Source organism: Undibacterium sp. Ji50W (assembly GCF_049340445.1).
In the GTDB taxonomy this organism is placed as follows: domain Bacteria; phylum Pseudomonadota; class Gammaproteobacteria; order Burkholderiales; family Burkholderiaceae_D; genus Undibacterium.
The window spans coordinates 57714-83433 of record NZ_JBMPOX010000023.1 but is presented as its reverse complement, the minus strand read 5'-3'; the positions used below and the strand labels follow the sequence as shown (position 1 = coordinate 83433).

26 protein-coding genes are annotated in these 25720 nt (G+C 54.0%); 17 read left to right on the top strand and 9 right to left on the bottom strand.

Going from position 1 to position 25720, the window contains the following annotated elements:
• Nucleotides 1–57: 57 nt before the first annotated feature.
• The gene (locus ACO0K9_RS23750; protein ID WP_422989099.1) at nucleotides 58–489 is read left to right on the top strand and encodes a hypothetical protein; all 432 of its coding nucleotides are present in this window, start codon (nucleotides 58–60) and stop codon (nucleotides 487–489) included.
• 17 nt (nucleotides 490–506) lie between these two features.
• Nucleotides 507–1352 (top strand): hypothetical protein, encoded by an 846-nt coding sequence (locus tag ACO0K9_RS23745; protein ID WP_422989097.1) that lies wholly within the window; start codon nucleotides 507–509, stop codon nucleotides 1350–1352.
• A 95-nt stretch (nucleotides 1353–1447) separates the two neighbouring features.
• Here the strand turns inward: ACO0K9_RS23745 and putA are convergent, their stop codons facing one another.
• A complete protein-coding gene (gene putA / locus ACO0K9_RS23740) occupies nucleotides 1448–5092 on the bottom strand; it encodes a trifunctional transcriptional regulator/proline dehydrogenase/L-glutamate gamma-semialdehyde dehydrogenase (protein ID WP_422989095.1) in 3645 nt (1214 codons plus the stop codon).
• Nucleotides 5093–5257: 165 nt separating this feature from the next.
• On the opposite strand from putA, the gene ACO0K9_RS23735 reads away from it, so the two are divergent.
• A complete protein-coding gene (locus tag ACO0K9_RS23735) occupies nucleotides 5258–5716 on the top strand; it encodes an Lrp/AsnC ligand binding domain-containing protein (RefSeq protein WP_110254407.1) in 459 nt (152 codons plus the stop codon).
• Between the two features lie 126 nt (nucleotides 5717–5842).
• Here the strand turns inward: ACO0K9_RS23735 and ACO0K9_RS23730 are convergent, their stop codons facing one another.
• A complete protein-coding gene (locus tag ACO0K9_RS23730) occupies nucleotides 5843–6484 on the bottom strand; it encodes a LysE family translocator (protein ID WP_422989093.1) in 642 nt (213 codons plus the stop codon).
• A gap of 184 nt (nucleotides 6485–6668) precedes the next feature.
• On the opposite strand from ACO0K9_RS23730, the gene ACO0K9_RS23725 reads away from it, so the two are divergent.
• From ACO0K9_RS23725 to ACO0K9_RS23710, 4 genes are all read left to right on the top strand, one after another.
• Entirely contained in the window at nucleotides 6669–7529 is an 861-nt protein-coding gene (locus tag ACO0K9_RS23725) for a hypothetical protein (protein ID WP_422989091.1), read from the top strand.
• A 100-nt stretch (nucleotides 7530–7629) separates the two neighbouring features.
• A complete protein-coding gene (locus ACO0K9_RS23720) occupies nucleotides 7630–7881 on the top strand; it encodes a hypothetical protein (RefSeq protein WP_422989089.1) in 252 nt (83 codons plus the stop codon).
• A gap of 166 nt (nucleotides 7882–8047) precedes the next feature.
• Nucleotides 8048–9877, top strand: a complete 1830-nt coding sequence (locus ACO0K9_RS23715; RefSeq protein WP_422989088.1) for an AMP-dependent synthetase/ligase — start codon at nucleotides 8048–8050, stop codon at nucleotides 9875–9877.
• 51 nt (nucleotides 9878–9928) lie between these two features.
• On the top strand, nucleotides 9929–10186 hold the full coding sequence (locus ACO0K9_RS23710; protein WP_422989086.1) for a BrnA antitoxin family protein: 258 nt from the start codon (nucleotides 9929–9931) through the stop codon (nucleotides 10184–10186).
• A 101-nt stretch (nucleotides 10187–10287) separates the two neighbouring features.
• Here ACO0K9_RS23710 and ACO0K9_RS23705 read toward each other — a convergent pair whose 3' ends face one another.
• From ACO0K9_RS23705 to ACO0K9_RS23685, 5 genes are all read right to left on the bottom strand, one after another.
• Nucleotides 10288–11541, bottom strand: coding sequence for a DUF4214 domain-containing protein (locus ACO0K9_RS23705; protein WP_422989084.1), 1254 nt, complete (start codon nucleotides 11539–11541; stop codon nucleotides 10288–10290).
• Nucleotides 11542–11627: 86 nt separating this feature from the next.
• Nucleotides 11628–12548: an FAD:protein FMN transferase gene (locus ACO0K9_RS23700; RefSeq protein ID WP_422989082.1), complete on the bottom strand. Its 921-nt coding sequence runs from the start codon at nucleotides 12546–12548 to the stop codon at nucleotides 11628–11630.
• A 52-nt stretch (nucleotides 12549–12600) separates the two neighbouring features.
• Nucleotides 12601–13740 carry a DUF3570 domain-containing protein gene (locus ACO0K9_RS23695; protein WP_422989080.1) on the bottom strand — a complete coding sequence of 380 codons (1140 nt, stop codon included), beginning with the start codon at nucleotides 13738–13740 and terminating at the stop codon, nucleotides 12601–12603.
• Nucleotides 13741–13754: 14 nt separating this feature from the next.
• Nucleotides 13755–14006, bottom strand: coding sequence for a DUF4266 domain-containing protein (locus ACO0K9_RS23690; protein ID WP_422989078.1), 252 nt, complete (start codon nucleotides 14004–14006; stop codon nucleotides 13755–13757).
• Nucleotides 14006–14554: a TlpA family protein disulfide reductase gene (locus ACO0K9_RS23685; RefSeq protein WP_422989076.1), complete on the bottom strand. Its 549-nt coding sequence runs from the start codon at nucleotides 14552–14554 to the stop codon at nucleotides 14006–14008. Before ACO0K9_RS23685 ends, ACO0K9_RS23690 begins: the two co-directional genes overlap by 1 nt.
• 404 nt (nucleotides 14555–14958) lie before the next feature.
• On the opposite strand from ACO0K9_RS23685, the gene ACO0K9_RS23680 reads away from it, so the two are divergent.
• Nucleotides 14959–15345 carry a carboxymuconolactone decarboxylase family protein gene (locus tag ACO0K9_RS23680; RefSeq protein WP_422989074.1) on the top strand — a complete coding sequence of 129 codons (387 nt, stop codon included), beginning with the start codon at nucleotides 14959–14961 and terminating at the stop codon, nucleotides 15343–15345.
• A gap of 277 nt (nucleotides 15346–15622) precedes the next feature.
• Here ACO0K9_RS23680 and ACO0K9_RS23675 read toward each other — a convergent pair whose 3' ends face one another.
• Together ACO0K9_RS23675 and ACO0K9_RS23670 are read right to left on the bottom strand one after the other, a co-directional pair.
• Entirely contained in the window at nucleotides 15623–16360 is a 738-nt protein-coding gene (locus ACO0K9_RS23675) for an SDR family oxidoreductase (protein ID WP_422989072.1), read from the bottom strand.
• A gap of 219 nt (nucleotides 16361–16579) precedes the next feature.
• Nucleotides 16580–17524, bottom strand: a complete 945-nt coding sequence (locus ACO0K9_RS23670) for a LysR family transcriptional regulator (RefSeq protein WP_422989070.1) — start codon at nucleotides 17522–17524, stop codon at nucleotides 16580–16582.
• Nucleotides 17525–17797: 273 nt separating this feature from the next.
• On the opposite strand from ACO0K9_RS23670, the gene ACO0K9_RS23665 reads away from it, so the two are divergent.
• From ACO0K9_RS23665 to ACO0K9_RS23625, 9 genes are all read left to right on the top strand, one after another.
• Nucleotides 17798–18097 carry a superoxide dismutase gene (locus ACO0K9_RS23665; RefSeq protein ID WP_422989068.1) on the top strand — a complete coding sequence of 100 codons (300 nt, stop codon included), beginning with the start codon at nucleotides 17798–17800 and terminating at the stop codon, nucleotides 18095–18097.
• Nucleotides 18098–18232: 135 nt separating this feature from the next.
• Nucleotides 18233–19144 carry an alpha/beta hydrolase gene (locus ACO0K9_RS23660; protein WP_422989066.1) on the top strand — a complete coding sequence of 304 codons (912 nt, stop codon included), beginning with the start codon at nucleotides 18233–18235 and terminating at the stop codon, nucleotides 19142–19144.
• Between the two features lie 45 nt (nucleotides 19145–19189).
• Nucleotides 19190–19885 carry a type 1 glutamine amidotransferase domain-containing protein gene (locus tag ACO0K9_RS23655; RefSeq protein ID WP_422989064.1) on the top strand — a complete coding sequence of 232 codons (696 nt, stop codon included), beginning with the start codon at nucleotides 19190–19192 and terminating at the stop codon, nucleotides 19883–19885.
• Between the two features lie 45 nt (nucleotides 19886–19930).
• The gene (locus ACO0K9_RS23650) at nucleotides 19931–20962 is read left to right on the top strand and encodes an amidohydrolase family protein (protein ID WP_422989062.1); all 1032 of its coding nucleotides are present in this window, start codon (nucleotides 19931–19933) and stop codon (nucleotides 20960–20962) included.
• 21 nt (nucleotides 20963–20983) lie between these two features.
• Entirely contained in the window at nucleotides 20984–21106 is a 123-nt protein-coding gene (locus ACO0K9_RS23645) for a hypothetical protein (protein ID WP_422989060.1), read from the top strand.
• Between the two features lie 3 nt (nucleotides 21107–21109).
• Entirely contained in the window at nucleotides 21110–22966 is a 1857-nt protein-coding gene (locus ACO0K9_RS23640; protein WP_422989058.1) for a monovalent cation:proton antiporter-2 (CPA2) family protein, read from the top strand.
• A 94-nt stretch (nucleotides 22967–23060) separates the two neighbouring features.
• On the top strand, nucleotides 23061–23834 hold the full coding sequence (locus ACO0K9_RS23635) for a putative quinol monooxygenase (protein ID WP_422989056.1): 774 nt from the start codon (nucleotides 23061–23063) through the stop codon (nucleotides 23832–23834).
• A 152-nt stretch (nucleotides 23835–23986) separates the two neighbouring features.
• Complete coding sequence (locus tag ACO0K9_RS23630; RefSeq protein WP_422989054.1) at nucleotides 23987–24487, top strand: cupin domain-containing protein; 501 nt, start codon at nucleotides 23987–23989, stop codon at nucleotides 24485–24487.
• Between the two features lie 159 nt (nucleotides 24488–24646).
• The gene (locus ACO0K9_RS23625) at nucleotides 24647–25702 is read left to right on the top strand and encodes a sensor histidine kinase (RefSeq protein ID WP_422989052.1); all 1056 of its coding nucleotides are present in this window, start codon (nucleotides 24647–24649) and stop codon (nucleotides 25700–25702) included.
• The last annotated feature ends 18 nt before the right edge of the window (nucleotides 25703–25720 follow it).

The following is a 25720-nucleotide window of genomic DNA, read 5'->3' as shown; positions in this document are numbered from 1 at the left end:
ATTAATCAAAACAGCGTCAGACCTGTGGAAAAGCGGGAAGATATCAACAGGCAAGTCATGAAAATAAATATCACTCTGATTTGCCTGCTCGCTTTATCTGCAACTACCACAGTCGCTGCCACCAAACCTGCTTTTAGCGGCAACAATTACAGCGGCATATATGACTGCAAGGGCAATGACAGCCACGAAGGCGATTACACCGGCACCGTCACCCTGGATCTGGTCCCTGCCCAAAGCTTCAACAAGTATGGTGCCTACAGCTTCAAACTAGAGGTACCAGAATACGGTACCTATCTGGGTCAGGCCGCAGCAGACCAGCAGCAAATGGCCATGCACTTCGCCCTGGTTGATCCGACCACCAAAGATTTTGGCACCGGCATAGCCACCTTTAAGAAAAACAAGACGGGCAAATGGACATTCAGCAAGTACTACTATAAGCCTGAATTCAAGGGTGGAAATTTTGGTACTGAGACCTGCGTGCAGCGTTAATCCAATTTAACTCCAGTATGAATACACCCAGACCAAGACTACTCTTTGGTGCAATCACTTTCTTGCTTATCGCCGCATGTAATTCCGCTTTTGCTAGTGATTTAGCGTGTACACCAACTACGCAGATACCCCTGTCAGCGATTAAGGTAGATGTTATTGCCATCGGCGAGTTCCATGGATCAAACGAAATCCCGGCATTTGTCGAGGGGCTGGTTTGTCAAATTGCCTTAACAGGTAAGCCCGTTGTACTTGGTCTGGAACTGCCGATGGATTTGCAAGCAGACATCACCAAATATACGCTTTCAAGAGGAGAAGTTGAAGATAAAAAGGCCTTGCTTTCAGCCTCTTTCTGGCAGGATAAAATGCAAGATGGCCGCACCAGTGTGGCAATGTTTAAGCTCATAGATTTGGTCAGAAGATTGCGCAATGAAGGTAAAGATGTACTTCTTTCTGCCTATGACTCAAGAAGCTCAGATGATATTGTTCCCCTGACCAGGAATGAACCAAGGGCACAGGCCAGGCGCGATTCCATCATGGCCACCAATATTTACGACAGGCTTAAACAATACCCAGGGTATACGCATATCGTGTTGGCGGGAAATGGACATATTGGGAAGTTTAAACAACAGGATTGGAATCCAGCTGTGAGTTCAATGGCATATTTGCTACAGCAACGTGTACCTGTTTATGCAATCAGTTTCTCTTTTTTACGAGGTGGCGAAAGTTGGGCCTGTCACACGCCGGACGCTCCCTGTGGACCTGGGCCAGTCACAGCGTCGACTGCAACTACTTTAGAAGGCTTTGATTTAATTGTTCCTATCGAAAAATTAACTGCATCCTTTCCAGCCAAGGATATGCGGTAAAAAGTATAAGAGCGTTCCTCAAATTGAAAAAGCCCTGTGAAAATAGATCACAGGGCTTTTTTGTACCAGCCTCAGATCTCAAAAACCAAATTAACTCACCCTTCCAAAGTCATCAAAGTCGCATTCCCCCCCGCCGCCGTGGTATTCACGCACAGCGCCCGTTCAGCGACCAGGCGCCATAGCGGGATTTCCACATGGTCCTGGGTTTCAACGACAGAGACAATGGCTTCGCCTTGGGCTGCAAACAGCAATTTGTAATGGGCCAGCAAGGCACCTTCCACCAGTGCTAACTGGGCACCACACTGATCGGCTTCGGCAGCGACGATGAGCTTGCTGACGTCCAGTGGCAGGCCGCCGGGCAGCATGGCCAGGGTCTGTGCTGGCAAGACTGGGGTATTGCCAGTGGCCAAAGTGGCGGCCAGTTGGTTGATCAGGCAATTGATGCTGTTGGCGGCGCAGAAAATACGGCCACGTGGGGCGAAGGACAAGGTATTGCGTTCACCCGTAGGGCCGGGCAAGACCTGGGTCAGTTTGTAGGGGCTGGTATGGGCATAATGTTCGCCCAGTTCAGCTATGCGCTGGTGACCGTGGGTTTTGGCCCATACCAGCAAGGCTTCCAGTGCCGGTGGTGACTGCCGTTCATAGACAGTGTGACCGCCCAGGCCAACCACAGGTGTGCGTTGCAGGCGTTTCAGGTACAGCGGGCCGCCAGCTTTGGGGCCGGTGCCGGATTTACCTTCGCCACCAAAGGGCTGGACACCGACTACGGCTCCGACGATATTCCGGTTCACATAGATATTGCCGACATGGGCGCGATCAGTGATGAAATTGATGGTTTCGTCGATGCGTGAATGTATACCCAGGGTCAGGCCAAAACCAGTGCCATTGATCTGCTCTATCAATTGCGGCAAGTCATCACGCTGATAGCGCAGCACATGCAGTACCGGGCCAAACACTTCTTTTTTCAGGTCCGCCAGGGTGGCAATTTCGAATACCGTCGGTGCCACGAAGGTGCCATCACGGCAACTGCTGGCCAAATCCAGCGTATAGAAAGATTTGGCCTTGCCGCGCAGGGTGTTGATATGGTTGAGCAGATTGTTTTGTGCTTCGGCATCAATCACCGGGCCGATATCGATGGCCAGGCGGTCTGGCTGGCCTATGCGCAATTCCTGCATGGCACCGTGCAGCATTTCTATGGTTTTGTCGGCAATGTCTTCTTGCAGGCACAGTATGCGCAGGGCCGAACAACGCTGGCCGGCACTGTCAAAGGCGGATGACAAGACGTCATTGACGACTTGTTCGGGCAGGGCGCTGCTGTCGACGATCATGGCATTCTGGCCGCCGGTTTCGGCGATCAGGGGGATCTCTATGCCTTCCGTCACGGCACGTTTTGCCAGGGTGCGGTTGATGATCTGCGCCACTTCGGTGGACCCAGTGAAAATCACACCCTTGACGCGGCGGTCTGCCACCAGCTGGGCACCAACGACTTCGCCCGTACCCGGCAAAAATTGCACGGCACCACGCGGCACACCAGCTTCATGCAGTAGTTGTATGGCGCGATAGGCGATCAGCGGTGTCTGTTCTGCCGGTTTGGCCAGCACCACATTACCCGCTGCCAGCGCGGCACTGACTTCACCCATGAAGATGGCCAGCGGGAAATTCCAGGGGCTGATGCAGACTACCGGGCCCAGTGCCTGGGTATTTGGCAGGCTTTCTACTTGGGCCGCGTAATAGCGCAAGAAATCCACCGCTTCGCGCACTTCCGCCAATGCATTTGGCAGGGATTTACCGGCTTCGCGTATGGCCAGGGCCATGAAATCCAGGGTTTGCGTTTCCAGCAAGTCTGCTGCTTTTTTCAATACAGCGGCACGTTCTACCGGTGGCGTGGTTTGCCAGTCCATCGCATATTCTTCGGCTGCATGCAGGGCAGTTTCCACATCCTGGGCATCGGCTTCGATGACATGGCCGACGATATCAAGCTGCTTGGCCGGGTTATTCACAGGCCGGGTCTGGCTGGCCGATACCTGGCCATGCAGGATGGGGCTGGCAGTCAAGGCTTGCTGGCTGCTGTCAGCAAAGTGGGCGCTGATGCGTTGCAGTTCCAGTTCATTGGAAAAATCCAGTCCGGCAGAATTTTTTCTTTCCTTGCCAAATAAATCCCTGGGTAAGGCAATGCCAGGATGCGGTAAACCGCCCAGTTCACGCGAGACCGCGATGGGGTCAGCCAGCATGGACTCTATGGAAACATTTTCATCTACGATCTGATTCACGAAGGATGAATTTGCACCATTTTCCAGCAAGCGACGCACCAAATAAGCCAGCAACGTCTGATGTGACCCCACTGGTGCATAAATGCGGCAGGGTTTGTCCAGCTTGTCTTTGCCTACCACCTGGTCATATAAAGTTTCTCCCATGCCATGCAGGCACTGGAATTCATAGTCGGTGATACCGGCTTTTTGTGCCCAGGTATAGATGGTGGATAAGCTCAGCGCATTGTGCGTGGCAAACTGTGGATAAATCACATCGGTAGCTGCCAGCAGCTTTTGTGCACAGGCCAGGTAAGACAGGTCGGTGTACACCTTGCGGGTATATACCGGGAAGCCGCTCATGCCATCTACCTGGGAACGCTTGATTTCAGCATCCCAATACGCACCCTTGACCAGCCTCACCATGAACTTGCTGCCACTGCGGCGGGCCAGGTCCACCAGGTAATCGATCACAAACGGGCAGCGTTTTTGATAGCCCTGCACCACGAAACCTATGCCTTCAAAGCCCTTGAGGTCGGCGTCAAAGGCCAGCGCTTCCATTAAGTCCAGCGACAATTCCAGCCGGTCGGTTTCTTCTGCATCGATATTCAGGCCGATATTATATTGCTTGGCCAGCAGCAGCAATTTTTTCAGTAGCGGCAGCAATTCCGTCATCGTGCGCTCACGCTGGGCGCGTGAATAACGTGGGTGCAGGGCCGACAATTTGACTGAAATGCCCGGGCCATTTTTTATGCCACGCCCGTTGGATGTCTTGCCTATGGCATGGATGGCGGTTTCATACGCCTGGTAATAAAAGGCTGCATCCTTGGCCGTCAGCGCGGCTTCACCCAGCATGTCGTAAGAATAGCGATAGCCGCGTTTTTCATTGTCCTGGCTGTTTTTCAGGGCTTCTTCTATGGTTTGGCCAGTGACAAACTGGTTACCCAGCATCCGCATGGCCAGGTCAACGCCCTTGCGTATCAGCGGTTCGCCACCCTTGGCGATCAGGCGTGTCAGGGCAGAACCCAGGCCGTGCTCACTATTCGTGCTGACCAGTTTGCCAGTCACCAGCAAGCCCCAGGTGGCGGCATTCACAAACAGCGATGGTGATTCACCCAGATGCTTGCGCCAGTCACCCTTACTGATCTTGTCGGCGATCAGGCGGTCAGCCGTCTGGTGATCGGGGATGCGCAACAAGGCTTCGGCCAGGCACATCAGCGCCACGCCTTCTTCAGATGACAAAGAAAATTCATGCATCAAGGCATCGACACCAGAGGCACGGGTACGTTGCTGGCGGACATTGCTGACCAGGCGGTGTGCCAGTTCCGCAACAGTCTTTTGCTGGTCTTCATGCGGTTCAACCTGTCCCAGCAACCATTGCACAGCCTCTGTCTCTGACCGGCGGTAAGCTTGTGTAATGGCTGTTCTCAAGGGCGTAGCAGGGCTCAGGAGTTCAGCCTGCAAGGCAGAAAATGGGAGGTTGTTGGTTGGCACGATAGTTGCAATCCTAGAGAAATAATCAAAACAAATTAGATTTCATTGTATAGATGCTCTTCGAGGATTAATTCTGGAAATCAGAACATATATCGAAATTTTCTATTTTGTGAGAAAATTATGCCGAATATTATTAATCACCATTGAAACAATTTCTGACTTCTTATGCTCGACAAAATCAGTAAAAGAATTCTGGCCGAATTGCAAAACGACGGCCGTATCAGTAATGTAGAACTGGCAACAAGGGTCAACCTGTCCCCTGCTGCCTGCCTGGAGCGCGTGCGTAAGTTGCAAGAGTCCGGCTACATACTAGGATATACAGCCCAGCTCAATCCCCATCTACTGGATGTGGCCTTGCTGGTGTTTATTGAGGTAGTGCTTGACCGCACCACACCTGATGTCTTCGATGCCTTCCGGCGTGGCGTGCAAGCCATCCCCGAAGTGCTTGAATGCCATATGGTGGCCGGTGGTTTTGATTACCTCGTCAAGGCGCGTGTCAAGGACATGAATGCCTACCGTGATTTCCTGGGCAAATCTCTGCTGCAATTGAATGGCGTGCGTGAAACACACACCTATGCAGTGATGGAAGAAGTCAAAAATACCAGCTGCCTGCCGATCAAATAAAAGTGAGTCATCGCTTTTTATGTGAAGACGAGTAGCGCAACAACCTAGCACTGGTGGCACTGGCTTAAAGCTCAGTGTGAGCCAGTGCGGTTTTGCGCAAGGCCCGTCAATTCCCGCTAATTCCTGTCAATGCTTGTTGGCCAGCGCCAGCTTGATCCCAAACGAAATAAACATCACGCCGATAAAACGATTCAGCCACAGCGTCACCGCCTGGTTGATACGTACCCGCTGCCTGGCAAATGCAGTCGACACCGCCAGCAAGTGGCACCACAGCATGCCGTTGAAATTGAAGATGCAACCGAGGACGATCAGGGCCAGCGGCTTGTTGCTGGCATCAGCGGCGATAAACTGTGGCACAAACGCCAGAAAAAAGATCGCCACCTTGGGGTTCAGCACATTCGTCAAAAAACCCTGGGCAAAAATTTTTCTATGGCTCAGCGCAGGCAAGGCAGGGCCTGCTTCCTTACTGGCGTTACCCTTTGCCTTGTTCAGTAATAACGACGCGCCCACATACAAAAGATAAGCGGCACCCACCAGCTTGACGACGGTAAACGCCGTGGCAGACGTGGCCAGCAAGGCCGACAAACCCAGTGCCGCTGCCATGATGTGCACCAGCGTACCCGCACCTATGCCCAGTGCAGCCGCCGACCCGGCACGCCAGCCCTGCGTTGCGCTGCGCGTCATGATCAATAATGAATCGGGACCAGGGGCAATATTCAGTAATATTCCGGCGATAATGAATTGGGCGAGATCTTGTGTGCCAAACATGGCGAAGCTCCTGAGGTGGGAAATAGGCGAACAAGGGTTTGATTATAATGGGCATCCGAGCTGCCCGCCGGCTCGTAGGGTGTGCCCCGCGCACCGCTTTTGGAAAAACGAAATTTCCCTGCACTATGCCAATGCTATATTCTGCAATCACTCTCCACGCAGCATCATAAAAAAACCGGCACCCATGCTCATCGATTCCCTCTCCACTGCCGCCAGTACCAACAAAAACGAAGACCTGGTAAGCAGCTTCACCCATCAGGATGGCACGCTGGAACTGTTGGTATTTGACGGCGCCAGCTCGGTGTCAGACCGGCATTACCTGGATACCGGTGCCGGTGATCCGGCCTGGTTTGTCCAGCAATGTGCTGTCGCATTGAAACAGGTAGCCACACCGGCGCTCAGCCAGGCCGACAGCATGCAGCTTGCCCTGCAAGCATTGCTTGAACAATATAATGCCTTGCTGGAAGCTGCTGCCATGCCTTGTTACGCCTGGCCCATTGCGGCGCTCACCTGGTTGCGCATTCATGCCAACGGCGAGGAGGTCAGCATCTATGCTCTGGGCGATTGCAAAAGCTTTCTGCTGGAAGCGAATGCCAGCTTCATCGATCTGGATCCTTACGATAATCCGCAAGAAGTCATACTCAAATCTGCGATAGACGCATTGCGGCACGAAGGCCTGGATGAACAGGCGCGCTGGGCCCGGCTCTTGCCCATGTTGAGAGAACGCCGCGTGTCGCAAAACATGAACCCGCAGCCATCGATACTCTGCCTTTATCCTCATGGCCGTTTCGCTGCACGAGAACATCACATCAAGTTAAAACAGTCTGACCGCGTGCTGATCATGACCGATGGTTTTTATCGGCTTGTTGATAGCTACCACTTGTATGACACAGCAGGTTTGATGCAAGCGTGTGTGACACGCGGGCTGCCAGCCATGATGCAGAAATTGCGTGAACATGAAGCAGGCAAATCTGGTGGAATGACGGTGAAGAAGGCGGATGATGCTACGGTGGCGATGTTGGGATTTATAGCGATAGATGATTAATCTATTCGGCAGGCCTGTGCACACTTAAAACAGACGGTGCACATGGTGCACCCTACGGGTCAGCAGTAGTATTGAAGTTGTAGCCAATGAAAATACTGGAATGACGAACAAACACCAAGCCATCACCTACGACTGGGTTTGCCATGCCTGTACCGCAGAAAACAGCAAGCAGCTACGGCAATGTCATGCCTGTGGATGTTCTGCGTTTGCTGATGTACGTGAAATGGAAAACCATGCCAATGCGCTGCGCAAACCAAGGTTCAGCCTGGCGCGTGAGCAGGCGATACGGGTCTTGTTCTGGGCCGCATTGACAGGCATTGTCGCATTCCTGAGGTTCACAGCAGGTGCGTGATGTAGTCAATTTGTCTTCACGCAATAAGCCGCGCTTTAATTTGTTGCATAATGATGCTTTCAGCCGGTATTTTCTGGTAAATCCAAAAATCCTGTGATTTTTCTTCCCGCAAGGCAAGAGCGTGAAGTGCGGAGACCGGCTATTGATCTCATTTTTCCAGCATTTCATGTCTACCTCTGCGCAAACAGCAATACCTCCTGACTTATCCACAGTGCAAACTCTGGCAGAATTATTTGCCTGGCGGGTAGCACAAACGCCCGATGCCGAAGCCTATCGTCAGTTTGATGATGTGGCCGGGCAGTGGATATCGTATTCCTGGCAACAGACGCAAGAACGGGTTGCTGGCTTTATCAAAGCCCTATCACCGTTGGCGCTGGAACATGGCTCGCGTATCGCCATCCTGCTGCCGAATGGCTTGTATGCGGTGTGCATGGACCAGGCTACCCAGGCTTGCGGTTTTGTACCGGTGCCCATGCATGCGCTGGATAATCCAGCCAGTATTGCCTACATCCTGTGTGACAGCGATGCTTCGTTTTTAATTGCGGCGACTGACCAGCAATGGAAAGAAATCGCCAGTGCTGGCCTCGAACTGCCAGCCTTGCGTCAGGTCGTGGTCTTGCAAAAAACACTGGATGCTGCGGCCTTGCCCGCCAACTGCCCGGTGATGCACATCGAAGAATGGCTATCCAGCGCGGCGCATTTGCAGGTAAATGTAAAAGGGCCGCAGGCAGATGATCTGGCGGCGCTGGTGTACACATCGGGTACCACCGGCAAGCCCAAAGGTGTCATGCTCACGCATGTCAATGTGATGTCGAACGTGAAGGCGGTGGTGTCGCGGGTGTCGCCGGTGATTACGGATGTATTCCTGTCCTTCCTGCCGCTGTCGCATACCTTCGAGCGCACCGCCGGTTATTACCTGCCGATTGCGGCTGGTGCCTGCGTGGCGTTTTCGCGCTCGGTCAAGCAATTGCCGCAAGATTTGCTGGAAGTGCGGCCAACGATACTGATTTCCGTCCCGCGTATTTATGAACGTGTGTATGGCGTGATCCAGACCAGGCTGTCTGCATCCGCATTCCAGGCAAGTTTGTTCAATCTTGCCATCGCCACCGGCTGGCGTCGTTTCAGCCGCAGCCAGGGTTTGCTGAAGGGGGACGGCCTGATCGCATTCATGGACAGCCTGCGCTGGCTGGTATTGGAACCGCTGATTGCCAGCAAATTGAAAAACCAGTTTGGTGGTCGCTTGCGGGTAGCTGTCAGTGGTGGCGCGGCCTTGTCGCAGGCGATTTCCCAGTGTTTTCTTGGCCTGGGTATTCCCATCGTCCAGGGTTATGGCATGACAGAGACGGCACCCGTGGTTGCCTTCAATGCACCGGATGATAATGACCCGGCCACCGTAGGCCGTGCCGTGGATGGGGTTGAAGTCCGCATCGGCGAAAATTCAGAATTGCAGGTACGCGGCCCGAATGTCATGCGTGGTTACTGGAAGCGTGCAGAAGATACCGCCAAGACCTTTATCGATGGCTGGTTGCGCACTGGCGACCAGGCTTCGATCGTGGCGGGGCGTGTACGTATCCTGGGACGGGTGAAAGAGATCATCGTCACCTCGACCGGTGAAAAAATTGCCCCCGTTGACCTGGAACTGGCCATCACCAACGATGCCGTATTTGAACAGGCCTATGCCTTCGGTGAAAACGCACCCTTCATCGCCTGTGCGGTGGTGTTGAGCCGGGCTTACTGGCTGGAACTGGCGCGTTCACTGGGCTTGAATCCGGATGACAAGGCCAGCCTGAAATCAGCAGAGGCCGTGGCCGCCGTCGTGAAACGCATACATGGGCTGACCAGCAATTTCCCTTACTATGCACAACCCCGCGCCGCGATATTGACGCTGGAGCCATGGACTGTAGAAAACACCCTGATCACGCCTACCCTGAAACTCAAGCGGAATAACCTGCTGGCGTATTTTGAAGAGGATATGAAGGCGGTATATAGGCGTTGATTATAAGCGCTGATCCAGTGACCGTGTAGCCCAAAAATGAGGTGAAACGCTATGAACAAAGCATCTAAAACAGATTGGAAACGCTTGGCTACGATGAAGGATAAAGATATCGATACCAGCGATATTGCTGAGTTAGGAGATGACTTCTTCCAGAACGCCGAATTGCGCATGCCACCCAAGCAGGCTGTGACGATCCGTCTGGATAGCGATGTGCTGGAATGGTTCAAAGAGCAGGGTCAGGGTTATCAGACGCGCATCAACAAACTATTGCGTGTGTATATGGAAGCCAAGCAGGAAAAGTCCCATTAAGACTTCGTTTGCTGCCCGTTAAGCAGCAAACTTGTTAATAAGTCCTAACTTAAGCACATGCTGACATCATCAGCATGTGCTTTTCTTATAAGCCAAGTCACTCAACCAAACGGTATGAAGTCGATGCCGTTCTGGATTTTGGCTATTACCTGCGCCTGATTTTCTGTGCCTTCACTAAAACCAGCCAGCGCAGTTGCCTGGGTATCTTTACCGCTTGCCAGTTGTCCCAGCCAGTAATCTACGCCTGCCTGGTCGGGTGTCCTGTGCAAGACGTTTTGGTAATAAGCGTTAATCACCTGCTGGTCGGTCGGGTTGTTACCATACAGCGCGTGAAATTCGGCGGAGGCGACAAAGCTCCTGGCGACATCAGCCAAGGTTTGGCCCTTGTCCATCTGTCCTATCCAGTAACCCAGGCCGGCCAGATCTGGCGTGCGGTTGAATGCAGCCTGATAGATGCGATAGGCAATACCAGCATTGCCACTGATATCCAGTGCCACTGACATATCGGCAAACTGCAGGCGCTCAACCTGAATGACGGTATCCGTACCTTCGGCCCCGGTCTTGTCCTGCACGGTAAAATTTGAACCTGAAGCCGTAATCGTAAAGTCGGCGCGTTTGCCGACATACACGGCTGTATCCAGGCCCGCACCCCCATTGATGGTGTCATTCCCGGCCATCCCCGTGAAGACATCATTGCCGCTGGTGCCAGTCAGATTGTCATTGCCGGTGGTACCGACTATGCCACCGGTTTTGGCGACCGTGGTGAAGGAATAACTGCTGGTACCAACGAAATTATTGCCAGCGATGTCCTTGATGGCCCCCGATGGTATCGACAGTTTATACGTGGTGCCGTTACTCAGGTCATTGGTGGGGTTGATGGTGACCGTGCTGCCAGATATGGTGACATTGCTGCTTTTGCTGATGTCATAGCTGGCAACGGTTGTTCCATCGGCGCTCTGCAAATTAATGACGCCAGTACCTGCCGTCACTGGTTCGCTGAATGTCAAAACGATGTCACTGCCAGTAGCGACGCTGGTGGCCAGTGTTGCCGGGCTGAAGCTGATGATCGTTGGTGGCGTGGTGTCACCAAAATAAGTCAGTAAATTCAGTGTATCTTTGCCATTGTTGAATACCAGTATTTCCATATTCAACAGCGTGGCATGCAATGCACCACTGGCGCTGGAAACGCTGTCAACATGCACAGAGCCATCCGCCTCCTTGGTGATGAAATAGTCTGAGCGAAGTGACGTACCCAGATTTAATGTATCTGTGCCACCTTTGCCATCCAGTGTAAATGTCGAGGGGTTGACGACGGTCCAGGTATCATTGCCGTCGGTGCCGTTGATGGTTGCCATGATGTGTTCTCCAGTAAATCATTCAATTCATTGTTTTGCCGTTGCCACTGCTATTGCCATCAGCGCTGCCGCCAGCGCCATTGCCATTATCCGGCTGGTACAGCATCCATTCCACGCGGTGGCGCATGCATATGCATTTCGCCCTGCTGGTCTATCGCCAGGTAAGCCACGCCTGCTGCCTTCAGGTAAGCCAGGCCCTGTTCTTCTTTCAGCATGGCAATGGTGGTGCAACTGCCCGCCAGTGAAGCCAGCGGTGCGCGCACACTAATGCTGCGCCAGTACTGTACCGGCATGCCGGTACGTGGATTGAGGATGTGGCAATAACGCTGACCAGCCACTTCGATATATCTTTCATAATCGCCACTGGTTGCCAGTGCACCTTCCGGTACCGGGATACTGGCGACAATTTTTTCCTGCTGCCGGGGGTCTTGTATGCCCATGATCCAGGCTTGTCCATCTGGCTTGGGGCCAAGTACGCGAATATCTCCACCCAGGTTGACATAACCATGGGTGGCGCCGCGTTCCAGCAACAGTGCAGCGGCGCGGTCGGCGGCATATTCCTTGCCAAAGCCGCCAAAATCTATCTCCATACCCGCTTGCGGCAGACGTATATGGTCTGCTCCGCGTTCCACTTTATCCCAACCTATTAAGGCGCACAGCGCTTCCAGGTCCGCTGCTGCCGGTACTTGTGCTCGTTTGAAATCCCATGCGCGCCGCAAGATGCCGGCGGTAATATCAAACAGGCCATCGCTGGCAGCATGCAGGGCCTGGGCATAATCGAACAGGGAACAGGTTTCTGCATCACACTGCACGGCCTCACTACCGGCTTGTGCATTGATTCTGGATACGATGCTGTCAGCCCGGTAACGCGAATAGGTACTTTCTATCCTTTTGACTTCAGCAATCGCCTCCTGCGCGATGGCAAACATGGCCTGTTCTTCCTCCGCCGCGACGACGACTTCGCAGGCACAGGCCATGGCTTGAAAAGGAATACGGTAAATCTGCATAATTGCTCACATCAATGCCAGTTCGTGGAGAGAAAATTTGGCATGTCCATCCCTAAAATTGACGCGAAAGTCCCAGCTGTATACTACGCGCACGGAAAGGCAGCAAACCCGGGCTGCCACTACCGAACAATCTCCACGATGCTCTTTGTTCATATTCTTCCAGCTTGATATCGGCCTGCCAGTCTTCCCCTATCTGCTTGGCCAGCTTGATGCCTATCGTATGCGCGCCATAGGCAGAGACCCGCTGATCCTCGGAATAATTCAAGGCACCCGCAGGTGGGTTGGGGGCAAACGGGTAAATGGAAGGATCGGCATCCACATAAAAACCGGCTGCGCTTTGCGTGTACAAACGCAGTATTGGCGTAATGCTCCAGCCCTGCGCAAATGGTTGCGTATATTCGGCACTGAAGGTATGCGCGTGTATCTTCCAAGAATCTGAAAAATAACGGTAGCTCACACGACTGCTGCCGCCAGTGGCATCGAAGTGATGGTTCCAGCGCGCCAGCGCAGTATAGCTATTGCGGCTGTCGGGTCGCTTTTCATTCGCCTTGTAAGGATCAGACAGGTAACCACGGCCACGTGCCAGGCCTGCGTTCAATTGCACGATATCATTCGTCGTCAGCACCTGGGTCACACCCAGCAAGGCATCAAAGACCTGCTTGTTTTCACCTTTGACCTTGCCAGTAGAGGCACTCACGGTGTCATTGGCAAAGCCCATGCCTGCGGTCCAGGTGGTATTTTTGTCTTCGCTGAACTGGCTGCCCTGCACCGACAGGCCACGCGAAATATAGTCGCCTTCGGCGGAATAACTGGCACCCAGGGTCAGTGTGTGATGCGGCAAATAACGCGTCACCTCGGCATCCATGGCACGCCGGAAATCTCTGAGCTTGCTCAGCGCATAACTGTGAAAAGCGGGTGAGGCACCGGATATGCTGTCGGTGATAAAGCTGCCGCCGACCGACCATTCATCGCCTATCGGTGTCATGATTTGCAAGGAATTGGCCCTGACCTTGACGCGGTCTTCGCCGGGCTGGCTGTCCTGGTAATCCAGAACTTTCAGGCTGATAGACCCTTTGTCTGGTGCCGATTCGGCATGGACTACACCAGCCACCGGCAAGGCCAGTGCTGCGGCCAGCAAGGCTGAACCAAGTTGCTCTGTACTGCGGGCCGGACGGGTGCTGATTGACTTCATTTTGCGATCCTTATTCAATTGCAGCCACAGCCACCACCACCCACACCAGTGCCGCCAAAAGCGGATTCTTTGCTGGAGTAGATATGTTCTGCATATTTATTTTCCAGCGGATCGCCGTCAAAAGTCATTTCCTTTTTTGCCAGCTTGCCTTTTTCCCAGGCTTGCACTGGCTGTATCACATTCATCACGCTACAGGCAGAACAGACAGACGCCAGCAGCATCAGGCTCAGCAGGCGGGCCAGTGTCCGCAGATTGATATGCTTCATTATTTTCCTCCCAAAGCCGCCACGATGGCTTGCTCAATTTTTGCCTTGCTGCCTTCGTTGAAGCCCGCATGCAGCGACAGGATTTTGCCATCCCGGTCTATCAACACACTGCTGGGCATACCCTTGACATCATATAGCCGTGGCATGACCCCTTTAGGGTCGTAGCCGATCTGGAAACTGGCCGGAACAGATTTCAAAAACACGGCGGCGTCCTCTGCCTTGCTGTCCAGATTGATCGCCAGCACTTGCAGGCCTTGCGCAGCATATTTCGACTGCAAGGTATTCATCCAGGGGAAAGACTGCTTGCAGGGCCCACACCAGGATGCCCAAAAATCCAGGTACACCAGTTTGCCCTTGTAATCAGCCAACTGGATGTGGCCGTTGCCACCCTGTACCGAGAATTCCGGCGCGGATTTGCCCGCATCCAGCGCATGTGCTGACAGATGCCAGCCACTGAGGGCGATAGCCAACACAGCAGTGGCAGACATGGCCAGCCATGCCGGCGCGGATGCCTTGTGGTGTAGCGATAGCGGACGTGCAGGAATCATGAAATCAGCCTCAAATAAGCTTTAAATAAGTCTTAAAAAGCGCCTTAATAAAACGCCTTGATAAAATCAGTAGCATGCTTGACACCGCTCTGTAGCAGTGCCCGGTAGTGCAGCGTTTTTCACATTCATCATAAGCGCTTCCCCCTTCAAATCAAGCTTGCTTATCGTAAATATACCGGTTATTTCTGTAAATGAATGTAACCTGCAAAATTACTCATCGTAAGCTGCATCATAGTCTGTTATCAGACTTGTTGCTCGAAAGATACGGCAGACGGTGGGCTGGTTTTATACAAAAATACAACAGCATCCTCATACGGTAACTAGCCGGTTCATTTGTCCCGGACCGGCATTGACCCTGAGCTGTTATCTGGCTAGCATGCTTTTTCACACAAGGGAGTCGGAATATGGATCAGCAATTTGAAGCAGGTTTGCAGATACGCAAACAAGTCATGGGCGAAGCCTTTGTCGAAAAGGCCTTCAGCAATACCGATGCCTTCACTGCACCCCTGCAAGAATTCGTGACCCGCAATGCCTGGGGTACCACCTGGTGCCGGCCAGGCCTGGATTTAAAAACCCGCAGCCTGATCACCCTGTCCATGCTGACCGCCATGGGCCGTGCGCATGAAATCCGCGGGCATGTACGGGGGGCGGTCAACAACGGTGCCAGCATGCAGGAAATCCAGGAAGTCTTGCTGCACGCCAGCGTGTATTGCGGCATGCCGCTGGCGATAGACGCATTCCGTTCAGCCCATGAAGTCTTGCAGGAATTGGGCAAGATAGATGCGGCCTGATTGGCGGTGCAGCGCTACACTAGATCTTGTTGATTGCAAGGAAGCCCGTCCCGGGCATTCCATTGCCTGACTAGCTGCTGGCGAGCACCCGGGTAGCAATCGTCCAGGAATTCGGCCTTCACAATGAAGTCGGCACGAAAACGGCGGAAGTCGTCACGCAATTCGCATCATGCGGCAATGAACCGTCGGGATCTGGGATGGCACCATCTCAGTTATTTCCCTTTGGCAGAAATCGTACTGACAGACAGCAGGGAAAACGCTTCCATGAAGGCTGTTATCAAGTGCCGTTCATTCGCTCGAACAAGGCTTCCCCCATTTTTCGTGCACCTGCAGACAGGCCGACCAGCACTTCATCCTGATCGTTCGCTAACTGGATCAGCGCTTCGGTAGCAAAGTCTTCAGCGGACATCATGCTTTGCCCTGTCGTGCCGCCGCTACGGTCCCCTCCGCCCAGCCCGGTGTCAACGATAGGTGGGGCCATTTCTACAACCCTGACCGCCGTCGCCTTGAGCTGATGGCGCAGGGTGAGCGTAAAGGAATGAATGGCTGCTTTGGTCGCGCAGTAGACAGGAATATCCGCCATGGGCGCGAATGCCAGCCCTGAGCTGACATTGACGATCACGGCCTTTTGCTGGCGATTCAGCAAAGGCAACAACTCGCCGGTGAGCCGGACCGGTGCAGTGAAGTTAGTTGCCACCTCCTGTTCGAGATTCTCCAGCGCGTTGGTTTCCTTGAGCATTCGGCGGTATTGCACACCCGCGTTGTTGATCACCATGTTGAGTTCGGGATAGGAGGTGTTCAGCCAGCTCACCATGGCCTGGCGGCTGGTGTGATCAGTGATGTCGCAGACGCGGGTGACTAAGGCTGGCACATGCGTTTGTGCTTTCAGCAGTGCCTGCTCGTTGCGACCGCAAATGATGACGCGATTGCCGCGGCCGGAAAGTTGCCGCGCCAGTTCAAAGCCAATGCCAGCGGCCCCGCCTGTAATAAGTATGGTGTTTGATGTCAAGTTCATATCGACTGTCCTTCATGGTTGAGAATGAGAAGGTGTGCCGACGAAAATTTCGGGTTTCGGGTTCACGCGGGCACACCTAACGACCGGCAAGCCGGTGCAGGTGTCGCGGATACCCTTATTGGGGAAAGCTGCCACCCTATTTGGGGTGGTGACCGGGCTACCATCTGGTCTGCGCTCTTTCGACGGAAACTTTATAACACAAATCGTTATAGGCGGCAATTAACCAGGGATTCCCTCTACCACCTTCGGCAGTTGCTCTACCAGTGCATCTACTGCCAGCCTCAGGCGCAAGGGCATATGGGGTGCGCTGGGCCAGACGGCGTGACATTGCAAAGTCGCGCCGGGTTGGTCATCCAGTACGCTGACCAGGCTTCCCGTGCGCAGGCGTTCTCTCACCAGCCATTCAGGCAGCCACGCCAGGCCCAGGCCAGCAGTGGCTGCGTCTGCAATGGCTTCCAGGTCGTCAAGTTGCAAGCGTGAGGCCAGCGACATGTCCACGATACGACCAGTGGCGTCGGGCAACTGCCAGACGTTGATGCGGTCGCCGCGCCGATAAAGCAGAATGCTGTGTGAGGCCAGTTCGGCGCTGCTCTGTGGTCGTCCATGTGCTGCCAGGTAGTCTGGCGAGGCGCACACCCGCTTGCGCTGCACCACCAGCTTACGTGCGCGCAGACCTTCGCTCTCGGCCCCTAGTACACCGCTGCGAATGGCAAGATCAAAGCCTTCGGCCAACACATCCACAGGACGGTCACTGAAACTTAAATTCAGGTTTAGTGATGGATGCTGTCGCGCCAGATCCAGCAGGATGGGAGCGACGCAGTGGCGACCAAACAGCACCGGCATGGAAACCCGCAGTCGCCCGGTCACTTCGTGCTGGCCAGATTCCATCTGTGCCTCGGCGGCTTGTAATTCGGCCAGCGCCCGCAGGCAGTGCTCGTAGTAGATATGGCCATCGTCAGTCAGGCTTTGAACGCGCGTGGTGCGATGAAACAGCCGCTTGGCCAAACGTGCCTCCAGCCGCGCCATCGCCTTACCCACCGCCGAGCGGGTGAGGCCCAGGTGCTCAGCCGCGCTGGCGAAGCTCCCCAGGCGTACGACTTCCACAAACACGGTGATGCCATCCAGCCGTTCCTGGCGTTCAGGGGCTGGACTTATCTGAATCATTGGTGAATTTGAATCTCGTTCCATGGGAATATCTTTCTACATTAGATCATATTTTTCTACTTTAACATACGAATTTGCCCGATAGCGGGAATCGCAGGCGACAAAGCACAGGAATGTTTGTTTTTAGTCCTGATTTGTCTGCCCTTGGCACGATTGCGCCAGCAGAGCTGGAAAACACCGGATTTTTGAAGCTTGACAGAGACGGTGCGCCGACTTCAAGCCGTTTGATTCATTCCACCTATTTGACCTATTTTTTTACCAAGGAGCCTCATCATGAAATTTCTTTGCCTCGACATCCCCCAGCCTGGTGCCAGCCTGGATAAATACCAACCGCATATGCTGGACGAAGCCCGTCACGCCTGGCAACTGTATAAGGGCGGTGTTATACGTGACATCTATTTCCGCCAGGACCGTCCCGGCGTCGCCATCATCGCCGAAGCTGATTCCATTGAGGCTGCCAGGAAGGCATTAGCCGAATTTCCGCTGGCCAAGGCCGGGCTCCTCGACTGGGACGTGATTCCACTCGGCCCCTTCCTGAACTGGGAAATGCTCTTCGCCCCCGGTAATGCTTGAACGACCAAGTCCGCCTAAGCGATTTCCAAGTGGTGCAGCGTAGGAAGTCATTGGTCTGTCTGCACGGTGGTTTGCCAAGCACAACTTCATCACCTTAGTACTCGACACCATCTCTGCAATAAAGGAAAAACCACCATGGTCAAGACAGTGTCATTTGTTAACAAAGCCGTCGAGATTTCGGGACATCTTCATCTTCCTGACAATTTCCAGGAAGATGAAAAGTACCCCGCCCTGGTGGGCATTCATCCGGCGGGAGGAGTGAAAGAGCAGACCATCGGCCTGTATGCCAGGCGACTCGCCGCGCACGGTTTCGTCGTTGTAGTGTATGACTCGTCCTACCAGGGCGCGAGCGGTGGCGAACCGCGTCTCCTCGAAGATCCGGCTACCAGGGTGGAAGATGCCCGCTGTGCTGCTGACTTTCTCACTACTCTTCCGTATGTGGATGCTGCGCGTATGGGTGTTTTCGGCGTCTGCGCCGGCGGCGGATATGCGCTCGCGGTAGCCCAGACCGAGCGCCGCTTCAAGGCAGTGGCTGGGGTAAGCGCAACGCCAATGGGCGAAGCAGCCAGGAGTATGTTTGGCCAAGCGATTTCTGCTGGTGAATTGATCCAGACTTTGGAAGCAGCAGCCATGCAGCGTACGGCAGAAGCAAGGGGAGGAGAAGCCGTTTACGCGCCCTTTGTTCCAGAACGGCTGGAAGACATCAACGAGAACACGCCGACCATGCTGCGGGAAGGCTACGACTATTACCGCACGCCGCGTGGACAACATCCCAACTCCAAAGGTCGCTTCCTGCTGACCAGTCTGGACAAGATGTTTGCCTTTTCGACCTTCAACCTGATCCCAACCCTGCTGACCCAACCGATGCTGCTGATTGCCGGTAGTAATGCCGACACGAAGATATTCAGCGAACAAGCTTATGCGCTGTCCAACGGGCCGAAAGAGTTGTTCGTGATTGACGGTGCTACGCACATCGCGCTGTATGACGTGCCTGAATACGTGGATCAGGCTGTGCTCAAGCTTGCTTCTTTCTTCATCAAACTCTAACTTTAATCTTGAATTTTAACTTTGATTCAACAGGAATTTACGATCATGAGCAAACTTGCTTCAGAACTCAAACCCATTCTCTTCGTCGTCACCAGCAATGCTGTAAAGGGAGAGACAGGCATCGCTACCGGCTACAACCTGGCCGAAGTCACCCACCCGCTGGAAAAATTGCACGCTGCGGGCATCCGTGTGGAATTCGCTTCTCCCCTGGGCGGTGCTGCGCCACTGGACGGCTTGGAGGATATGGCAGATCCGGTCATTGCTCACTACTGGGCCGATGCCGATTTTCGCCATGCCGTCGCTCACACGCTGAACCTGGATGATGTGGACCCCGCCCGCTACTCGGCCATCTTCTTTGCAGGTGGTCACGGCACGATGTGGGATTTCCCCGACAATGCTGCCGCGCAAAAGGCCATTCGCGAGATTGATGCGGCAGGTGGCATCGTCTCGGCGGTGTGTCACGGCCCGGCCGCCCTGGTCAATGCGCGCCGTGCCGATGGCAGCCTGCTGGTGGCGGGCAAGCGGTTGGCTGCCTTTACCAACGGTGAGGAAGAAGAAGTGCAATCCACCCACGTCGTGCCTTTCCTGCTGGAGTCCACACTCATTGAGCGGGGCGCGCATCACCAGACCGCTGCCAACTGGGCCAACAATGTGGTGGTTGATGGCCAGCTTATCACTGGCCAAAACCCACAGTCCGCCGCCAGCCTGGGCGAAGCGCTGCGTGACGCCCTGTTGGCCTGATCAGCCGCTGACGCAGCCCGGATGCCACTCAAAGGAGGAGAAAACATGAAACTGATCTGCGTCGAAGAGCATGTGCTCGACCCCGCCATCGGTGCGGCCACCCAGAGCCTGGTCCGCGCTGAAGCGCCCTACTTGCCCGATTGGGGTAGTCGCGTGGTGGACGGTCAACAGGTGATTGACACCACGCGTCCGCACGTCATTGCGCCCAGCGAATCGGCCCGCAAGGGACTGGAGATGGGCGCAGCACGCCTGGCTGACATGGACGCGGCAGGTATAGCCATGCAGGTGCTTTCCTATGGTGGTTTTCCTCAATTATTGCCTGCCGCGCAGGCCATTGACCTGAACCGGGCTGCTAACGACAGGCTGGCCCTGGCGGCGCAAGCCCACCCAACGCGCTTCGCCGGCTTCGCCACGCTGCCCTGGCAAGCACCCGAAGCAGCGGCGCGCGAACTGGAGCGGGCCGTCAAAGAGCTGGGTCTCAAGGGGGCACTGATCAATGGCCGTCCCAGCGACAGTTTCCTGGACGACGCACGCTACGCACCTGTCCTCGCCGCTTTCGACCAACTGAATGTGCCACTCTATGTGCATCCGGGCCTGCCCTTGCCCGCTGTGCAGGCCCCGTACTACGGCGGCTTCGAACGTGAACTCGGCGCACGACTGGCCATGTTCGCCTGGGGCTGGCACAACGAAGCAGGCATACAAGTCGTGCGCATGCTGCTCTCTGGTGTGTTCGACCGCTACCCCCGGTTGCAGGTCATCAGCGGTCACTGGGGCGAGATGCTGCCGTTCTTCCTGCAGCGGCTGGAAGACTCTATCCCGCAGCAAGCTTCGGGCCTCCGCCGTCCCATCGTGCAGACCTATCGTGAGCATGTATACGTCTCACCCAGTGGCATGCTCACCTTGCCGCACTTCCAGTTCATTCATTCGCTGATGGGGGCGGAACGCATTCTGTATTCCATCGACTATCCTTATCAAAGCCTGGATGGGGCGCGGGATTTCATTGAGCGTCTGCCAGTCAGTGATGCAGACAAAGCTCTGATTGCTCACGGCAACGCCGAGCGACTGCTGGGTTTGTAATTGTTATCAAAGGTAAAAGACATGACCGTCCGACGCGGCTGGAATTTTGAGATGAAGGTGCATGGCTACGCGGCTTACTCCGGCACCGATATCCACTTCGCCAGCAAGCACGGTAGAGTTACAACCTATCCTTTCGAAGATTGAACCGTGAACAGTACACTCTTTTACGCCTTCGTTTTTCTCGCTGCCGGTGTCATTTCGGTGCCGTTGGCCAAGCGCTTCGGCTTGGGTTCTGTCTTAGGTTACCTCATCGCAGGCATTTGCATCGCTCCGATCATTACTTTGCTCGGCATCGAAACTCATAGACTTCAGGAGTTTGCCGAGTTCGGTGTGGTAATGATGCTCTTCCTGGTCGGTTTGGAACTGGAACCGCAGAAGTTATGGGGAATGCGGCACAGGCTGGCCGGACTCGGTGGCCTACAGCTACTTTTGACTGCGCTGGTCGTAGGTCTCGGTGCGAGTCTCGTCGGCATGAACTGGCAAATGAGCCTGGCCATCGGGATGATAGCAACGGGATCTTCGACGGCTATCGTGCTGCAAACTCTAGGTGAAAAGGGCTTGTTGAAAAGTGATGGTGGCGAAGCCAGCTTCGTTGTCTTGTTGTTCCAGGATATCTCGGTCATCCCTGTCCTGGCTCTTTTGCCGCTTCTGGCGAGTCATGAAATTGCTCCTGCTGTGCACGAAGCCACGCAACAGAGTACGACCCTTCTGGCTGGGCTGCCTGGTTGGATGAGCGCACTTGCCACCATCTTGGCCGTATTATTTATCGTCGTCGGCGGTAATTATTTTTCCAGACCCATTTTTCGCTTCATCGCCTCGGCACGATTGCGTGAAGTATTTACTGGAGCAGCCTTGCTTTTAGTGATCGGTATCGCGCTGCTGATGACAACGGTCGGTCTGTCCCCGGCGCTTGGGACTTTTCTAGCCGGAGTGGTGCTTGCCAACAGCGAATATCGCCACGAACTGGAAAGCGACATTGAGCCATTTAAGGGCTTGCTGCTAGGATTGTTCTTCATGACTGTTGGCGCAGGTATTGATTTCGCCTACCTGTTCACCAATTGGCTCACAGTTGCAGGTGCTACCCTTGCTTTCGTCTGCGTGAAAATTGCTGTGCTCTGGATCATTGCTACGATATTCCGCCTTCGCGGTTCCGATCGATGGCTGTTCTCACTAGGCTTGGCACAGATTGGTGAATTCGCTTTTGTGTTGCTTGGCTTTGCGACTCAGAATTCAGTGATACCCCAGTCCCTTGCCCAGCCACTGCTTCTTGCTGTCGCACTTTCTATGCTCCTGACACCGATACTCTTCATTCTGTTCGATCGAATCATCCTTGCGAGAATGATTCGATCGCAAGCCAGAAAAGCAGATGAAATCGATGTTCAAGGTGTTGCCATCATTGTCGGTATCGGCAGGTTCGGACAAATCGTCAACCGGATTCTGCGCATCAAAGGTTACGAAACCGTTGTACTCGATGTCAACGCCGAGATGATAGACACCATGACCACGATAGGCGTGAGGGCGTTCTATGGAGATGGCGCGAGACCGGATTTACTGGATGCTGCTGGATTGGCGCATGCACATTTGCTCGTTGTTGCCATCGACGATCGTGAACGTGTGCTGTCAATAGTAAAGCACGCCAGGCGGCTGCGCCCCGATCTGCATATTATTGCGCGTGCTTACGACAGGATTCATGTCTATGATCTGTTCAGCGCAGGGTGTAACGACATCGTACGGGAAACGTTTGACAGCGCGGTACGCGCCGGCCGCTACGCTCTGGAATCCCTGGGAACTGCATCAGACGATGCCGAATCACTGATAAAAGCCTTTGTCGATGCGGATAGGAAATCCATGCGCTCGCTTGCTGAACTTCACGACCCGAATATTCCGCCAAACAAGAATTCAGCCTATATGGCCAAGCTGAAGCAGATACGCAGCCAGGAGGCTCAGATGACAAACTCCACGAGCTCAGCGGACATTGATCACGATGTCCCAGATCATATATAGATGGGTTTTTGAATCCAGAAAAAGGAGTATGAGTATGACTGCCACCAATTCGCGATGAATCGCCTCTCGTTAAATATTGGATGTATTTATCTTTATGAAAATTTCAATTGGAAATTTGTATCTATTCACGCTCGTCTTCGCATTGCTCCTTGTTTGCGGCCTGGCACATGCAAATGATCAATCAGTTACTGGGAGTGCGATGAAAACAGCAAAAATATCCGAACAGAAACCATCCGCAAATACGTCATTGTCAACATACGTACGATGGTCGGAGCTGGAAGTTGATCCCGACCACTTGGAGCGTTTCAAGGTTTTAGGAGAAGCGAATGTCAGGGAGACCCGCCGCAATGATCCGGGTGTGCTTGCATTTTACTGGGCAGGAGAGAAGGATCACCCGAACCGCATCCGCGTGCTTGAAGTCTATGCCGACGAGAGCGCTTACGCGGCACACCTGGCGTCAGCGCATTACCAACAATTTCGCGACGCCTCCTGGCCCTTGCTGAAGAGGCATGCGTTATTTGAAGCCAGGCCTGTGATGCTTGGCACCAAATCGCAATTACCGCCATCCTCGGCCGTTGTCCGCATGGCCGAAATTGTCATTGACCCTGCCCGGCTCGACGCCTATAGAACGTTCGTCACCGAGGAAATCGAGGCTTCGATCCGATTGGAGCCTGGTGTGTTTGCGATCTATGCGCTTGCGCTTAAGGATCATCCGAATCAACTGCGCTTCTTCGAGATATACGCTGACGAAAGCGCATATTTACAACACCGCAACACGCTCCACTTCCAGAAGTACCTGAATGAAACGAAGGGCATGATTGTGGCCCGCAGACTCATCGAGACTGCGCCCTCTGTTTCTTTGCCTTGAGAGTTCTTTCCGCCAATCTGCGAAAACTTGTTGAGCGGGCCTCAGCGCAGATCATTTAATTCCGTAAACACGGGTTAATAAAACACAGATAGCAAAGATGTGTAAAAATCATGCTTGTCACCATGACATTTATCCACCAGTGAAAGCCCACCATGACTGAAGCCAGCAAAGCCGTTGCACTGACAGAAGAAGGTATCACCAAACCCTTTTTGATCAAGGACGTACCCTGGGACGACTATTCCCATGGCCAGAGTTTCGCCACCCGTTTCCAGCAACTGGGTGAATATGGTGGTAGTAAACATATAGGTGTCTGCATGGAAGAACTGCCACCCGGCAAACAAGCCTACCCCAACCATTATCATCATCTGGAAGAAGAACAGATGATGATAATGGAAGGCAGCCTGACCCTGCGCCTGGGCGAGCAGACCTACGTCATGACGGCTGGTAGCTATGTGGTGTTTCCGGCCGGGCAAAAAGCCGGGCACAGCCTGTACAACCATACCGATGCGCCCTGCCGTTACCTGATCATCGGCGAACGCAATCCGCATGATGTGATTGTCTACCCGGACGGCAACCGCGTCAGCGTGCGCCTGACCGGCGAAGGCTATAACAAGTCGGCCACCATGGAGTACTGGGAAGCGGAAAAGGATTAGGTCCACACGCCCTGGCCAGTTACCGGCAGAGGCCCCGTTATTTTTACAATCCGGGTTCGTATTTCCTCATTTGGTGACATATCCACCCCCGGCATGCCTGATTTACCGGATACTTCAGGCATTGCATCAGTCACAGGGAAAGGATAGTTGATGCGTCGCATGTGGCTTTTTTATACGCTGGCCTGGCTTAGCTATTCCATACTTATCGGTTTCGTCGTACAGATAGATGGTTTATCAAAAGCCCAATTCGATTTCAAACTGGCGCTGATGTCAGAAATCAGTACCGTGCCGGCCGCGCTGATGCTGGCGTTTATCTGGCCGCTGACCGGCTTGATAGAACGCAAGGGATACCGGCCTTTCACCATCGCCTCCATCCATGTCTGGCTGTCGCTGGTGTTCGGGATTCTCTGGCATGTGCTGGTGAGCCTTTTCATGCGCGCCATCGTGCAGGTAGACTACATGTCGTCTGACCGGCCTTTAAGTATGGCTATCTGGCCTTTCCTGTATAGCCTGATGATGTATGGGGTGGTAGCCAGCATTTTTCATACCGTACGTTCTAGCGAGGCCAGACGTTTGCAGTCGCTGGCGGCCAGCCAGGCCCAGAGCCTGCTGGTGCAGGCCGAACTGGCCAGCCTGCGCAACAAGCTTAACCCGCATTTCCTGTTCAATACCCTGCATTCCATCATCGCGCTGATGCGCAAGGATGGCAAGGCAGCCGAGGCGGCACTATTCCGTTTTTCCGACATGCTGCGTTATGTGCTGGATACAGAAAAAACCGGCAGTACCCATGTGACGCTGGAAGATGAATTGAATTTTGTGCGCGATTACCTGAACCTGGAAGCCCTGCGTCTGGGACCAAGATTGCATGTGGACTGGTCGCTGGATGCCGCCGCTGCCGGCTATGGCGTACCGGCCCTGAGCATACAGCCGCTGGTGGAAAACAGTATCAAGCATGCCTTTAATCCGCGTAGCCAGCCTGGTCATTTGCTGATACGTACCAAACTCAGAGCCCTGCAAAGCGAAGTGGATATCACCATCAGTGACGATGGCCCTGGGGCTGACCCGGCGCAGGTGCAGGCATCCAGCGGTATCGGTGTTAAAACTGTGGAAAGACGCCTGCAGCTAGAATATGGCAAACGCGCCAGCTTCAAGATCCAGACAGCACCAGGGCAGGGCTTTGAAATTTGCCTGACCATACCGCTGACGCCGATTTAAGTTCCATTATTTGTTTTA

Bases quoted from the DNA above. Each gene is read 5' to 3' on its own strand.
- ACO0K9_RS23750 (WP_422989099.1), top strand. From the start codon at position 58: ATGAAAATAAATATCACTCTGATTTGCCTGCTCGCTTTATCTGCAACT.
- ACO0K9_RS23745 (WP_422989097.1), top strand. From the start codon at position 507: ATGAATACACCCAGACCAAGACTACTCTTTGGTGCAATCACTTTCTTG.
- ACO0K9_RS23735 (WP_110254407.1), top strand. From the start codon at position 5,258: ATGCTCGACAAAATCAGTAAAAGAATTCTGGCCGAATTGCAAAACGAC.
- ACO0K9_RS23730 (WP_422989093.1), bottom strand. From the start codon at position 6,484: ATGTTTGGCACACAAGATCTCGCCCAATTCATTATCGCCGGAATATTA.
- ACO0K9_RS23725 (WP_422989091.1), top strand. From the start codon at position 6,669: ATGCTCATCGATTCCCTCTCCACTGCCGCCAGTACCAACAAAAACGAA.
- ACO0K9_RS23720 (WP_422989089.1), top strand. From the start codon at position 7,630: ATGACGAACAAACACCAAGCCATCACCTACGACTGGGTTTGCCATGCC.
- ACO0K9_RS23715 (WP_422989088.1), top strand. From the start codon at position 8,048: ATGTCTACCTCTGCGCAAACAGCAATACCTCCTGACTTATCCACAGTG.
- ACO0K9_RS23710 (WP_422989086.1), top strand. From the start codon at position 9,929: ATGAACAAAGCATCTAAAACAGATTGGAAACGCTTGGCTACGATGAAG.
- ACO0K9_RS23705 (WP_422989084.1), bottom strand. From the start codon at position 11,541: ATGGCAACCATCAACGGCACCGACGGCAATGATACCTGGACCGTCGTC.
- ACO0K9_RS23700 (WP_422989082.1), bottom strand. From the start codon at position 12,548: ATGCAGATTTACCGTATTCCTTTTCAAGCCATGGCCTGTGCCTGCGAA.
- ACO0K9_RS23695 (WP_422989080.1), bottom strand. From the start codon at position 13,740: ATGAAGTCAATCAGCACCCGTCCGGCCCGCAGTACAGAGCAACTTGGT.
- ACO0K9_RS23690 (WP_422989078.1), bottom strand. From the start codon at position 14,006: ATGAAGCATATCAATCTGCGGACACTGGCCCGCCTGCTGAGCCTGATG.
- ACO0K9_RS23685 (WP_422989076.1), bottom strand. From the start codon at position 14,554: ATGATTCCTGCACGTCCGCTATCGCTACACCACAAGGCATCCGCGCCG.
- ACO0K9_RS23680 (WP_422989074.1), top strand. From the start codon at position 14,959: ATGGATCAGCAATTTGAAGCAGGTTTGCAGATACGCAAACAAGTCATG.
- ACO0K9_RS23675 (WP_422989072.1), bottom strand. From the start codon at position 16,360: ATGAACTTGACATCAAACACCATACTTATTACAGGCGGGGCCGCTGGC.
- ACO0K9_RS23670 (WP_422989070.1), bottom strand. From the start codon at position 17,524: ATGATTCAGATAAGTCCAGCCCCTGAACGCCAGGAACGGCTGGATGGC.
- ACO0K9_RS23665 (WP_422989068.1), top strand. From the start codon at position 17,798: ATGAAATTTCTTTGCCTCGACATCCCCCAGCCTGGTGCCAGCCTGGAT.
- ACO0K9_RS23660 (WP_422989066.1), top strand. From the start codon at position 18,233: ATGGTCAAGACAGTGTCATTTGTTAACAAAGCCGTCGAGATTTCGGGA.
- ACO0K9_RS23655 (WP_422989064.1), top strand. From the start codon at position 19,190: ATGAGCAAACTTGCTTCAGAACTCAAACCCATTCTCTTCGTCGTCACC.
- ACO0K9_RS23650 (WP_422989062.1), top strand. From the start codon at position 19,931: ATGAAACTGATCTGCGTCGAAGAGCATGTGCTCGACCCCGCCATCGGT.
- ACO0K9_RS23645 (WP_422989060.1), top strand. From the start codon at position 20,984: ATGACCGTCCGACGCGGCTGGAATTTTGAGATGAAGGTGCATGGCTAC.
- ACO0K9_RS23635 (WP_422989056.1), top strand. From the start codon at position 23,061: ATGAAAATTTCAATTGGAAATTTGTATCTATTCACGCTCGTCTTCGCA.
- ACO0K9_RS23630 (WP_422989054.1), top strand. From the start codon at position 23,987: ATGACTGAAGCCAGCAAAGCCGTTGCACTGACAGAAGAAGGTATCACC.
- ACO0K9_RS23625 (WP_422989052.1), top strand. From the start codon at position 24,647: ATGTGGCTTTTTTATACGCTGGCCTGGCTTAGCTATTCCATACTTATC.